At 52.3% G+C, this 12,834-nt stretch carries 15 protein-coding genes; 13 read left to right on the top strand and 2 right to left on the bottom strand.

The annotated features are described in order from the left end of the window. Positions 1–48 precede the first annotated feature (48 nt). Both yedE and yedF read left to right on the top strand, forming a co-directional pair. Complete coding sequence (gene yedE / locus C3D30_RS12040) at positions 49–1,254, top strand: selenium metabolism membrane protein YedE/FdhT (RefSeq protein WP_105286924.1); 1,206 nt, start codon at positions 49–51, stop codon at positions 1,252–1,254. Then, a complete protein-coding gene (gene yedF, locus C3D30_RS12035; protein WP_000790504.1) occupies positions 1,251–1,484 on the top strand; it encodes a sulfurtransferase-like selenium metabolism protein YedF in 234 nt (77 codons plus the stop codon). The genes yedE and yedF overlap by 4 nt, the downstream gene beginning before the upstream one ends. A gap of 94 nt (positions 1,485–1,578) precedes the next feature. Here yedF and zinT read toward each other — a convergent pair whose 3' ends face one another. Next, positions 1,579–2,226: a metal-binding protein ZinT gene (gene zinT, locus C3D30_RS12030; RefSeq protein WP_105286923.1), complete on the bottom strand. Its 648-nt coding sequence runs from the start codon at positions 2,224–2,226 to the stop codon at positions 1,579–1,581. 223 nt (positions 2,227–2,449) lie between these two features. On the opposite strand from zinT, the gene C3D30_RS12025 reads away from it, so the two are divergent. Both C3D30_RS12025 and pliG read left to right on the top strand, forming a co-directional pair. Then, a complete protein-coding gene (locus tag C3D30_RS12025; RefSeq protein WP_000373062.1) occupies positions 2,450–2,854 on the top strand; it encodes a DUF1398 family protein in 405 nt (134 codons plus the stop codon). Positions 2,855–3,039: 185 nt separating this feature from the next. Then, complete coding sequence (gene pliG, locus C3D30_RS12020; RefSeq protein WP_000700155.1) at positions 3,040–3,441, top strand: g-type lysoyme inhibitor PliG; 402 nt, start codon at positions 3,040–3,042, stop codon at positions 3,439–3,441. 590 nt (positions 3,442–4,031) lie between these two features. Here pliG and fliE read toward each other — a convergent pair. Next, positions 4,032–4,346, bottom strand: a complete 315-nt coding sequence (gene fliE / locus C3D30_RS12010; RefSeq protein WP_016231789.1) for a flagellar hook-basal body complex protein FliE — start codon at positions 4,344–4,346, stop codon at positions 4,032–4,034. Between the two features lie 214 nt (positions 4,347–4,560). On the opposite strand from fliE, the gene fliF reads away from it, so the two are divergent. The 9 genes from fliF to fliN all read left to right on the top strand — a co-directional run bounded on the left by fliF (position 4,561) and on the right by fliN (position 12,833). Beyond that, entirely contained in the window at positions 4,561–6,219 is a 1,659-nt protein-coding gene (gene fliF / locus C3D30_RS12005) for a flagellar basal-body MS-ring/collar protein FliF (RefSeq protein ID WP_105282718.1), read from the top strand. Then, positions 6,212–7,207, top strand: a complete 996-nt coding sequence (fliG, locus tag C3D30_RS12000; RefSeq protein WP_000067965.1) for a flagellar motor switch protein FliG — start codon at positions 6,212–6,214, stop codon at positions 7,205–7,207. Before fliF ends, fliG begins: the two co-directional genes overlap by 8 nt. Beyond that, entirely contained in the window at positions 7,200–7,886 is a 687-nt protein-coding gene (gene fliH / locus C3D30_RS11995) for a flagellar assembly protein FliH (RefSeq protein WP_105286922.1), read from the top strand. Before fliG ends, fliH begins: the two co-directional genes overlap by 8 nt. Next, positions 7,886–9,256, top strand: coding sequence for a flagellar protein export ATPase FliI (fliI, locus tag C3D30_RS11990; RefSeq protein WP_105286921.1), 1,371 nt, complete (start codon positions 7,886–7,888; stop codon positions 9,254–9,256). Before fliH ends, fliI begins: the two co-directional genes overlap by 1 nt. Positions 9,257–9,277: 21 nt before the next feature. Further along, positions 9,278–9,721 (top strand): flagellar export protein FliJ, encoded by a 444-nt coding sequence (gene fliJ / locus C3D30_RS11985; protein ID WP_000807573.1) that lies wholly within the window; start codon positions 9,278–9,280, stop codon positions 9,719–9,721. Next, positions 9,718–10,845, top strand: coding sequence for a flagellar hook-length control protein FliK (locus C3D30_RS11980; protein ID WP_105286920.1), 1,128 nt, complete (start codon positions 9,718–9,720; stop codon positions 10,843–10,845). The genes fliJ and C3D30_RS11980 overlap by 4 nt, the downstream gene beginning before the upstream one ends. Before the next feature lie 104 nt (positions 10,846–10,949). Further along, on the top strand, positions 10,950–11,414 hold the full coding sequence (gene fliL, locus C3D30_RS11975; RefSeq protein ID WP_000133128.1) for a flagellar basal body-associated protein FliL: 465 nt from the start codon (positions 10,950–10,952) through the stop codon (positions 11,412–11,414). A 4-nt stretch (positions 11,415–11,418) separates the two neighbouring features. Continuing rightward, a complete protein-coding gene (gene fliM, locus C3D30_RS11970; RefSeq protein WP_010351026.1) occupies positions 11,419–12,423 on the top strand; it encodes a flagellar motor switch protein FliM in 1,005 nt (334 codons plus the stop codon). Further along, positions 12,420–12,833: a flagellar motor switch protein FliN gene (gene fliN, locus C3D30_RS11965; protein ID WP_001281689.1), complete on the top strand. Its 414-nt coding sequence runs from the start codon at positions 12,420–12,422 to the stop codon at positions 12,831–12,833. Before fliM ends, fliN begins: the two co-directional genes overlap by 4 nt. Position 12,834 lies beyond the last annotated feature (1 nt).

Here is a 12,834-nt window from a genome sequence, read left to right as displayed (position 1 = left end):
ATGATTCGCGACTCTTGTTTAAACCTTCTGAGTTCAGAGGCTACATACATGTCATGGCAGCAATTCAAGCAAGCCTGGTTGATTAAATTCTGGGCCCCCATCCCCGCAGTCATCGCGGCGGGTATTCTCTCCACTTATTATTTTGGCATCACCGGCACCTTTTGGGCAGTGACGGGTGAATTTACCCGCTGGGGCGGTCAGCTCCTGCAACTGTTTGGCGTCCATGCTGAAGAGTGGGGTTATTTTAAAATAATCCATCTGGAAGGATCGCCATTAACCCGCATCGACGGGATGATGATTTTGGGTATGTTTGGCGGCTGTTTTGCCGCTGCTCTGTGGGCCAACAACGTTAAATTACGTATGCCGCGCAGCCGTATCCGCATTATGCAGGCCATTATTGGCGGCATTATCGCCGGTTTCGGCGCGCGTCTGGCGATGGGCTGTAACCTGGCCGCGTTCTTCACCGGTATTCCGCAATTCTCGCTGCACGCCTGGTTCTTTGCCATCGCCACCGCCATCGGCTCATGGTTTGGTGCGCGCTTTACCCTACTGCCGATGTTCCGCATCCCGGTAAAAATGCAGAAAGTCTCTGCCGCATCACCGCTAACACAAAAACCGGATCAGGCACGGCGTCGCTTCCGCCTCGGTATGCTGGTATTTTTCGGTATGCTGGGCTGGGCGCAGCTGACAGCAATGAACCAACCGAAGCTGGGGCTGGCGATGCTGTTTGGCGTCGGCTTTGGCTTACTGATTGAACGCGCGCAAATCTGTTTTACCTCGGCGTTCCGCGATATGTGGATCACCGGACGAACCCATATGGCGAAAGCGATCATTATCGGTATGGCGGTGAGTGCCATCGGTATTTTCAGTTATGTACAGTTAGGCGTAGAACCGAAAATCATGTGGGCGGGTCCGAACGCTGTCATTGGTGGGTTACTGTTTGGTTTTGGTATTGTTCTGGCAGGCGGCTGTGAAACTGGCTGGATGTACCGCGCGGTGGAAGGCCAGGTGCACTACTGGTGGGTTGGACTGGGCAACGTTATCGGCTCGACGATTCTGGCTTATTACTGGGATGATTTCGCCCCGGCGCTGGCAACCGACTGGGACAAAATCAACCTGCTGAAAACCTTTGGCCCAATGGGCGGCCTGCTGGTGACATATTTACTGCTGTTCGCTGCGTTAATGTTGGTTATCGGCTGGGAGAAACGCTTCTTCCGCCGTGCGGCGCCGCAAACTGCTAAGGAGATCGCATGAAAAATATCGTTCCTGATTACCGTCTTGATATGGTGGGCGAACCCTGCCCTTATCCAGCGGTCGCTACTCTTGAGGCGATGCCGCAGTTAAAGAAAGGTGAGATCCTCGAAGTGGTCAGCGATTGCCCGCAGTCAATTAACAATATTCCGCTGGATGCACGTAATCACGGCTATACCGTACTGGATATCCAGCAAGATGGGCCGACCATTCGTTATTTGATTCAAAAGTAATCTTTTCTCCCGCTGTTTCAGGCAGCGGGAGTGTCTATAGTACGCGATATATCAGATAAATATTCTCAAGGATTTATGGCAATCCTGAAATGAATTAGTGATGAAGCATCTCATCCACAATTTCTTTCGTCTGTAACTGATAAGGATAATAAGTTGGCCAGTTGTCCATCTCTTCAAGTAATTGCTGTTGTGACGTATTCCCCATAAATATATGGAAATGAGAGGATTTTCGGGGGGCAATTATATGATCGCTAAACTGCACAAACTTAGGTGCTTTACTGGCAGGCTCCTGGCACTCAAACAGATAACGAACCCCTTTCTTTCCTGATTTATATGTCAATATCTTAAATCCACTATAATTATATTTACAGGAAGTCACCTCCTCTCCTCTGTGGAACTCCATAACACCATTTTCGATACCGATTGTGTCAATATCCGTCGCATATCCTTGCTGATAGTAGGACTTAATATCCGCAAATGATTTACCCGGATCTTTTTCTGCTTTCATTTTAAAAACAGGATCAAGGTCACCACTTTGAAGCAAGGGATATACCGATTGCCAAACACCCCCCCAGTCAGTAAGTTTTCTATCTTTCACGTTATTATCATCAAAAATACCCTCTGCTGCTTTTTGTTCTATTTCTGTCAGTGGTGCCCCATGTGAATGATGCCCATGAGCAAGTGCATAGTTGCCAGTCAATAGTAACCCCAGCGCAAAAGCCAATTTATTAACAACCATCATCCAGTTTATCCTCCCGCTTCAATATTCATTAAATGTTATAACATAACGTTTGGCGAGTGCAATACTGAAGAACGAATAGCAAAACCTAACCAGACACACGCATCATAACCCTATACTTAGTATGCCTTTATCACCGGCATTAAGTCATCGGATCTGATTGAAGGAATAGCACCAATCATGCAAACTACAAACTCTCACAACCAACAAGAGATTATTCCCCCTGATGGATCAGGTTGCTATTTTCCAAAAGATGTTTGAGCAAGTGAGAACGGAGCTAAACTTTTCCTGGTTTTACACAGAGTTAAAACGTCATCATATTGCGCATTACATTTACTATCTTGCTACAGATAACATTAGGATCGTCACACACGATGACAAGGTGTTGTTAATAAGAGGAAGCAGAAACCTATTAAAAGTCAGTGCCACTAAGAACCCTGAGCAAGTAATAAAAGCAGCCCGGACTCACATTTCCAGAAAGTCTACTTTTCGGGAATATTGTATAACGCTCGCGAATGCGGGTGTCTTCCGGTGGGTTACTGACGTTAATGATAATAAACGTCGTTACTATTCTATCGATAATACACTCTTATATATTGAAGATGTTGAGAACAATAAACCCTTAATTTAGATGTATTAGCTCATCTCAGATCTGACAGTTATCCGTTATTTGTACAGGTATCTGTCAGATTATCTCTTCCCTGACACCACTCACGCTCCATAGCAACTTCCAGGCGGGAGGCTCATGGAAAATACCTGTCAAAAATTGTTATATTATAACAACGAATAGTTTTTCCATGACTGAGGAGAACACACATGAAAATCAATGGTGTAAGTAAAGCCATTTTTCTTTTTGCACTGCTAACCTCAACGGCCTCTGCCGCTGGCAAGGACGTTAATGTTGAGTTCAGGAAGGGTCATAGTAGTGCGCAGTACTCAGGAGAGATAAAGGGATACGATTACGACACATATAACTTCTATGCCAAAAAAGGCCAGAAGGTGCACGTCAGTATCTCCAATGAGGGTGCTGATATTGTCCTCTTTGGGCCCGGAATCAGCGATTCGGTTGATCTCTCCAGATACTCTCCCGAACTTGATGACAATGGTCAGTACATCCTTCCCGCTTCCGGTAAATATGAGCTAAGAGTGCTTCAAACCCGCAATGACGCTCGTAAAAACAAGGCTAAAAAATACAGCGTCAACATACAGATTAAGTAAACAGAGACCGACGGGGCTATCCCCGTCATTACTTTCCTGTACCTGAAAATGACTGTCAGTAACAGACAGGAGCTGGCTGTGACACGGTTTCCCCACATCACACCTACTGGCGCGAGCGACAAACCCACGCCCTGTTTACGCGTTAAATACTTGCTGCTTTAACCGTCTGAATGGCGTGGGGATATATCGGTAAGTGTTACCTAAAAATACGATTAATTTTATGGTTTAAACCTTTTTTAGTTATTAGTAAGATACATGCGCTTCCAAAAAAGCTGGGAAATTCAACAACTCTTGGAAAATTTTTGGCCTTGTCCCGCGGCTCCAATCCGACAGCCGCGTTTCTTTTCACTGTTTAATCCATCGCTAACTTACAAACTTTACCTTCAGGCTTTCAAACACGGAATACAAAAGATCGGCTGCACGGGAGAAGAGAGTCTGGATTGTATCCAGTGCAAAGCGTTGTGGATGGCAGAAAACAATCAGGAGCAGGTATCTATTTTAAATAAGAAATTGAGTGAGTTTGCCCCATCCATGCCCCACGCTGTGGGATCGGATGTCATTAAACATGCATAGTCAACAGGTTATAAAACCTACACCTGCATGGACATCACTTCCTGGTACGCTGCCACCAGCTTATTACGCACCTGAATCCCCATTTGCATCGAAACCGACGCTTTTTGCATATCGGCCATCACATCGTTTAGCGCCACGCCGGGTTCGCCGAGGGTGAATTTTTCTGCCTGCGTGCGGGCGGCGGTTTGCGTATCGCTTATGCGATCGAGAGCGGCATGAAGCTGTCCGGCAAAACTGATAGTGGGTTGCGACAGCGGCTCCTGGGCACGCGCACTCATTGCCGTGGCCTGTAACTGGCTGATAACCCCTTCGATCCCTTGTATAGCTGACATACTCATCTCCCAAATAGTTTCTGGTAGCAGAGCCTATCAGCAAGTCAATAAGATAAAGGCGTTAAATAACGATAAAAAAACGGGTTAATTGGCGCATAGAAAAAAATAAAACCACAAATAATGAGGCCGTTAATTTTTCGAGTGTGCTGACCCGGGAGTGCGTCTTGTTCCACTTTGCCAATACCGCCGTCTATCATCTGCCGCGAGGTGCGCGATGAATACGACCGCAGCCCAGACAAAATCTCTTGAGTGGCTCAATCGCCTACGCGCGAATCCGAGAATCCCCCTGATTGTTGCTGGTTCCGCTGCGGTGGCAGTGATAGTCGCGTTAATTCTGTGGGCAAAAGCCCCTGATTACCGCACGTTATTCAGCAATCTTTCCGATCAGGATGGCGGCGCAATCGTCAGCCAGCTGACGCAAATGAACATTCCTTACCGCTTCAGCGAAGCCAGCGGCGCGATTGAAGTTCCGGCCGATAAAGTTCACGAGTTGCGTCTGCGTCTGGCGCAGCAAGGCTTGCCTAAAGGCGGTGCTGTTGGGTTTGAGCTGCTCGATCAGGAAAAATTTGGCATCAGCCAGTTCAGCGAACAGGTGAATTATCAGCGGGCGCTGGAAGGCGAGCTTTCCCGTACCATCGAAACTATCGGCCCGGTAAAAGGAGCGCGCGTGCATCTGGCGATGCCAAAGCCCTCTTTATTTGTTCGTGAACAAAAATCTCCTTCGGCATCAGTGACAGTAAATTTGTTGCCAGGCCGCGCGCTGGATGAAGGGCAAATTAGCGCCATTGTACATCTGGTTTCCAGCGCGGTTGCTGGTCTGCCTCCGGGAAATGTCACGTTGGTGGATCAGAGTGGACATCTGTTAACCCAGTCCAACACCAGCGGACGCGATCTTAATGACGTCCAGTTGAAATATGCCAGCGATGTCGAAGGACGTATTCAGCGACGTATTGAAGCGATCCTGTCGCCTGTTGTCGGCAACGGTAATATTCACGCCCAGGTGACGGCACAGCTGGACTTCGCCAGTAAAGAGCAAACAGAAGAACAGTATCGCCCTAACGGCAACCAATCACAGGCGGCGCTCCGCTCACGCCAGCTTAATGAGAGCGAGCAAAGCGGTTCCGGTTATCCGGGCGGCGTACCAGGCGCGTTGTCGAATCAACCAGCGCCTGCGAATAACGCACCAATCAGTACGCCTCCGGCAAATCAAAATAATCGCCAGCAGCAGGCGAGCACCACCAGCAATAGTGGGCCGCGTAGCACGCAGCGTAATGAAACCAGTAACTACGAAGTCGATCGCACCATTCGTCATACCAAGATGAACGTGGGCGATGTGCAGCGTCTGTCTGTCGCGGTAGTGGTGAATTACAAAACGTTGCCAGATGGCAAACCGTTGCCTCTCAGCACCGAGCAGATGAAGCAGATTGAAGATCTGACCCGCGAAGCGATGGGCTTTTCGGAAAAACGCGGCGACTCGCTCAATGTCGTCAACTCGCCATTCAATAGCACTGACGAAAGCGGTGGAGAACTGCCGTTCTGGCAACAGCAAGCGTTTATCGATCAGTTGCTGGCTGCCGGGCGCTGGTTGCTGGTGCTGCTGGTGGCGTGGCTGCTGTGGCGTAAAGCGGTACGCCCGCAGCTAACACGTCGCGCCGAGGCGGTGAAAGCTGTGCAGCAACAGGCACAGACCCGCGAGGAAGTGGAAGATGCGGTGGAAGTTCGCCTGAGCAAAGATGAACAACTGCAGCAACGCCGGGCTAACCAACGTCTGGGGGCAGAGGTAATGAGCCAGCGTATCCGTGACATGTCTGATAACGATCCGCGCGTGGTGGCGCTGGTCATTCGCCAGTGGATAAATAACGACCATGAGTAACCTGACAGGCACCGAAAAGAGCGTCATCCTGCTAATGACCATTGGCGAAGACCGGGCGGCTGAGGTATTCAAACACCTCTCCCAGCGCGAAGTGCAAACCCTGAGTGCGGCGATGGCGAACATCACGCAGATCTCCAACAAGCAGTTAACTGAAGTGCTGGCAGAGTTTGAGCAAGAAGCTGAACAGTTTGCGGCACTGAATATCAACGCCAACGATTATCTGCGTTCGGTGCTGGTCAAAGCCCTTGGTGAAGAGCGTGCCGCCAGCCTGCTGGAAGATATTCTCGAAACCCGCGATACCGCCAGCGGCATCGAAACGCTCAACTTTATGGAACCGCAGAGCGCCGCCGATCTGATTCGTGATGAGCATCCGCAGATTATCGCCACCATTCTGGTGCATCTGAAGCGCGCGCAGGCCGCCGATATTCTGGCGTTGTTCGATGAACGCCTGCGCCACGACGTGATGTTGCGTATCGCCACCTTTGGCGGCGTACAGCCTGCCGCGCTGGCGGAACTGACCGAAGTACTCAATGGCCTTCTCGACGGTCAGAATCTCAAACGCAGCAAAATGGGCGGCGTGAGAACGGCGGCCGAAATTATCAACCTGATGAAAACCCAGCAGGAAGAAGCCGTTATTACCGCCGTGCGTGAATTTGACGGCGAGCTGGCGCAGAAAATCATCGACGAGATGTTCCTGTTCGAAAATCTGGTGGATGTCGACGATCGCAGCATCCAGCGCCTGTTGCAGGAAGTGGATTCCGAATCGCTGCTGATCGCCCTGAAAGGTGCCGAGCAGCCACTGCGCGAGAAATTCCTGCGCAATATGTCGCAGCGTGCCGCCGATATTCTGCGCGACGATCTCGCCAACCGTGGTCCGGTGCGTCTGTCGCAGGTCGAGAACGAGCAGAAGGCGATTCTGCTGATTGTGCGCCGTCTTGCCGAAACCGGCGAGATGGTGATTGGCAGCGGCGAGGATACCTATGTCTGATAATCTGCCGTGGAAAACCTGGACACCGGACGATCTCGCGCCGCCGCAGGCGGAGTTTGTGCCACTGATGGAACCAGAAGAAACCATCATTGAAGAGGCCGAACCCAGCCTTGAGCAGCAACTGGCGCAACTGCAAATGCAGGCCCACGAGCAAGGTTATCAGGCGGGGATTGCCGAAGGTCGCCAGCAAGGTCACGAACAAGGCTATCAGGAGGGTCTGGCCCAGGGGCTGGAACAAGGTCTGGCAGAGGCGAAGTCTCAACAAGCGCCAATTCATGCCCGGATGCAGCAACTGGTCAGCGAATTTCAAACCACACTTGATGCGCTTGATAGTGTGATTGCTTCGCGCCTGATGCAGATGGCGCTGGAAGCGGCGCGTCAGGTGATCGGCCAGACGCCAACGGTGGACAATACGGCGTTGATTAAGCAGATCCAGCAGTTGTTACAGCAAGAACCGTTATTCAGCGGCAAACCGCAGCTGCGCGTACACCCGGACGATCTGCAACGCATCGATGAAATGCTCGGCGCAACCTTAGGTTTGCATGGCTGGCGCTTGCGGGGCGATCCGACACTCCATCCCGGCGGCTGCAAAGTCTCCGCCGATGAAGGCGATCTCGACGCCAGTGTCGCCACTCGCTGGCAAGAACTCTGCCGTCTGGCAGCGCCGGGAGTAGTGTAATGACCACGCGCCTGACACGCTGGCTAACCACACTGGACAACTTTGAAGCCAAAATGGCGCAGTTGCCTGCGGTGCGTCGCTACGGGCGATTAACCCGCGCCACCGGGCTGGTGCTGGAAGCTACCGGATTGCAATTGCCGCTCGGCGCAACCTGTGTGATTGAACGCCAGAACGGCACTGAAACTCACGAAGTAGAAAGCGAAGTGGTTGGCTTTAATGGTCAACGACTGTTTTTAATGCCACTGGAGGAAGTGGAAGGTGTCCTGCCCGGCGCACGCGTTTATGCCAAAAATATCTCCGGCGATGGCCTGCAAAGCGGCAAACAGTTGCCGCTCGGTTCGGCGTTATTAGGTCGCGTTCTGGACGGCGGCGGTAAACCGCTCGATGGCCTCCCCTCCCCCGATACGACTGAAACCGGTGCGCTGATTACCCCGCCGTTTAACCCGTTACAACGCACACCGATTGAACATGTGCTGGACACGGGCGTGCGTCCTATCAATGCCCTGCTTACCGTCGGGCGCGGGCAGCGTATGGGGCTGTTTGCCGGTTCCGGCGTCGGTAAAAGTGTGCTGCTGGGAATGATGGCACGTTACACCCGCGCCGATGTGATTGTCGTGGGTTTGATTGGCGAGCGTGGGCGCGAAGTAAAAGATTTTATTGAGAATATCCTCGGTGCTGAAGGACGTGCACGCTCAGTGGTGATTGCCGCACCGGCAGATGTTTCCCCACTTCTGCGAATGCAGGGTGCCGCCTATGCCACGCGCATTGCCGAGGATTTTCGCGATCGTGGTCAGCATGTGTTGCTGATTATGGACTCCCTCACCCGCTACGCGATGGCTCAGCGTGAGATTGCGCTGGCGATTGGCGAACCACCCGCCACTAAAGGTTATCCACCGTCGGTGTTTGCCAAATTGCCGGCACTGGTCGAGCGTGCCGGAAACGGCATTAGCGGCGGCGGTTCGATTACCGCGTTTTATACCGTGCTCACCGAAGGCGATGACCAGCAGGACCCGATTGCTGACTCCGCGCGGGCAATCCTCGACGGTCACATTGTGCTGTCTCGCCGTCTTGCGGAAGCCGGGCACTATCCGGCTATCGATATTGAAGCGTCGATCAGCCGTGCAATGACGGCGTTGATCAGCGAGCAACATTATGCGCGAGTGCGCACATTCAAACAGTTGTTATCGAGTTTTCAGCGTAATCGCGATCTGGTCAGCGTCGGCGCTTACGCCAAAGGCAGCGATCCAATGCTCGATAAAGCCATCGCCCTGTGGCCGCAGCTGGAGGGCTATTTGCAACAAGGCATTTTTGAACGCGCGGACTGGGAAGACTCTCTCCAGGGGCTGGAACGTATTTTTCCGACAGTGTGACTAAGCAGGAGATAACAGCAGATGGCAGAACATGGCGCACTGGCGACCCTGAAAGATCTGGCAGAAAAAGAGGTGGATAACGCCGCACGTCTGTTGGGTGAAATGCGTCGCGGATGTCAGCAGGCAGAAGAACAACTCAAAATGCTGATCGATTATCAGAATGAATATCGAAACAACCTGAATAGCGATATGAGTGCCGGGATGACCAGCAACCGCTGGATCAACTATCAGCAGTTTATTCAGACGCTGGAAAAAGCCATTACCCAGCATCACCAGCAACTCACGCAGTGGACACAAAAAGTTGATGTTGCCCTGAATAACTGGCGAGAGAAAAAACAACGTTTGCAGGCCTGGCAGACACTGCAGGAACGACAATCCACGGCGGCGCTGCTGGCAGAAAACCGCCTCGATCAGAAAAAGATGGATGAGTTCGCCCAGCGCGCCGCCATGAGGAAACCTGAATGATTCGCTTAGCGCCCTTGATTACCGCTGACGTTGACACCTCCGCACTGCCCGGCGGCAAAGCCAGTGATGCCGCACAAGATTTTCTCGCGTTGTTGAGCGGGGCGTTAGCAGACGCTACAACAACCGACAAAGCTGCGATCCGGTTGCAGGTGGCGACAGATAAGCCCGCGACAAAAGGCGAGTCGCTGGTCAGCGATATTCTGACCGACGCGCAACAACCGGATTTACTGATCCCTGCGAATGAAACACTGCCAGTCATCAACGACGAACAATCCACATCAACACCGTTAACCACCGCTCAGGCCATTACGCTGGCAGCGGGGTCAGACAAAAACGCAGTAAAAGACGAAAAAGCGGATGATCTGAATGAAGATGTTACCGCCAGCCTGAGTGCCCTTTTTGCGATGTTGCCAGGTTTTGACAATACGCCCAAAGTGACTGATACGCCGTCAACAGTGTTATCGACAGAGAAGCCAACGCCCTTCACAAAACTGACTCCTGCGCAACTCACCACAGCGCAGCCTGACGACGCCCCTGGCGCCCCAGCTCAGCCATTAACACCGCTGATTGCTGAAGCCCAGAGTAAAGCGGAAGTCATCAGCACGCCTTCGCCGGTGACCGCTGCCGTCAGTCCGCTAATCACTTCGCACCAGACGCAGCCACAGCCCACCGTCGCAGCGCCTGTTTTGAGTGCACCGCTGGGTTCTCACGAATGGCAACAATCCTTAAGTCAGCATATTTCGCTGTTTACCCGTCAGGGGCAACAAAGTGCCGAACTGCGTTTGCATCCGCAGGATTTAGGCGAAGTGCAAATCTCCCTTAAGGTGGATGACAACCAGGCGCAAATCCAGATGGTTTCGCCGCATCAGCACGTTCGCGCCGCACTGGAAGCGGCTCTGCCAGCACTGCGCACACAACTGGCAGAAAGCGGTATTCAGTTGGGACAGAGCAATATCAGCGGCGAGAGTTTTAACGGTCAGCAGCAGGCCGCCTCCCAGCAACAGCAAAACCCGCGCACAGCAAACCATGAACATCTGGCTGTCGAAGATGACGATGTCCTGCCGGTTCCCGCCTCTTTACAAGGGCGTGCAACAGGCAATAGCGGCGTTGATATTTTCGCCTAACGTCAGAGGTGGCACCGTAATCCACGTCTTTTCCCCGCTTTGCCGCGCTTAAGACACAGGATAATTAGCCGATAAGCAGTAGCAACACAGGAAGACCGCAACACATGACTGATTACGCGATAAGCAAGAAAAGCAAGCGATCGCTTTGGCTCCCGATCCTGGTATTCATTACTCTCGCGGCCTGTGCCAGCGCGGGTTACAGCTACTGGCATTCACGTCAGGCTGCTACTGACGACAAAGCACAGCAACGCGTCGTGCTCTCACCTGTCTTCTATGCGCTGGACACTTTTACGGTCAATCTTGGCGATGCGGATCGCGTGCTTTATATCGGCATAACGCTGCGGCTGAAAGATGAAGCCACCCGTTCGCGCCTGAGCGAGTATTTGCCGGAAGTCCGCAGTCGCTTGCTGTTACTGTTTTCGCGCCAGGATGCCGCCGTGCTGGCAACTGAAGAAGGCAAGCAAAAGTTGATTGCCGCAATTAAAGCCACACTCTCCACCCCGCTTGTTGCCGGGCAACCGAAACAGGATGTCACCGACGTGCTGTATACCGCTTTTATTCTGCGATAACGACATGGGCGATAGTATTCTTTCTCAAGCTGAAATTGATGCGCTGTTGAATGGTGACAGCGAGGTCAAAGACGAACCGACAACCAGTGCTGGCGGCGAAAGTGACATTCGTCCGTACGACCCCAATACCCAACGTCGGGTTGTGCGCGAACGTTTGCAGGCTCTGGAAATCATTAATGAACGTTTTGCCCGCCATTTCCGCATGGGGCTGTTCAACCTGCTGCGCCGTAGCCCGGACATTACCGTCGGGGCGATCCGCATACAGCCGTATCATGAATTTGCCCGCAATCTGCCGGTGCCAACCAACCTGAACCTTATCCACCTGAAACCGCTGCGCGGCACCGGGCTGGTGGTGTTCTCGCCAAGTCTGGTGTTTATCGCCGTGGATAACCTGTTTGGCGGTGATGGTCGCTTCCCGACCAAAGTAGAAGGTCGTGAGTTTACTCATACCGAACAGCGCGTCATCAATCGCATGTTGAAGCTGGCGCTTGAAGGCTATAGCGACGCCTGGAAGGCGATTAATCCGCTGGAAGTGGAGTACGTGCGTTCGGAAATGCAGGTGAAATTTACCAATATCACCACCTCGCCAAACGACATTGTGGTTAACACGCCTTTTCATGTCGAGATTGGCAACCTGACCGGCGAATTTAATATCTGCCTGCCATTCAGCATGATCGAGCCGCTACGGGAATTGTTGGTTAACCCGCCGCTGGAAAACTCGCGTAATGAAGATCAGAACTGGCGCGATAACCTGGTGCGTCAGGTGCAGCACTCACAGCTGGAACTGGTCGCCAACTTTGCCGATATATCGCTGCGCCTGTCGCAGATTTTGAAACTGAAACCCGGCGATGTCCTGCCGATAGAAAAACCCGATCGCATCATTGCCCATGTTGACGGCGTTCCGGTACTGACCAGCCAGTACGGCACCATCAACAGTCAGTATGCGTTACGGATAGAACATTTGATTAACCCGATTTTGAATTCTCTGAACGAGGAACAGCCCAAATGAGTGACTTGAATAATCCGGCCGATGACAACAACGGCGCAATGGACGATCTGTGGGCTGAAGCGTTGAGCGAACAAAAATCAACAAGCGGCAAAAGCGCGGCTGAAGCCGTGTTCCAGCAGCTTGGCGGCGGCGACGTCAGTGGAACATTGCAGGATATCGACCTGATTATGGATATTCCGGTTAAGCTGACCGTCGAGCTGGGTCGCACACGTATGACCATCAAAGAGCTGTTGCGTCTGACGCAAGGGTCAGTCGTGGCGCTGGACGGTCTGGCGGGCGAACCGTTGGATATTCTGATCAACGGCTATTTAATCGCCCAGGGCGAAGTGGTGGTGGTTGCCGATAAATATGGCGTGCGGATCACCGATATCATTACCCCGTCTGAGCGAATGCGCCGCCTGAGCCGTTAGT

It is taken from the genome of Escherichia sp. MOD1-EC5433 (assembly GCF_002966005.1).
GTDB classification, from domain to species: Bacteria; Pseudomonadota; Gammaproteobacteria; order Enterobacterales; family Enterobacteriaceae; genus Escherichia; species Escherichia ruysiae.
The sequence above is the reverse complement of the archived record's forward strand: the minus strand, read 5'-3'. Positions and strand labels throughout refer to the sequence as shown.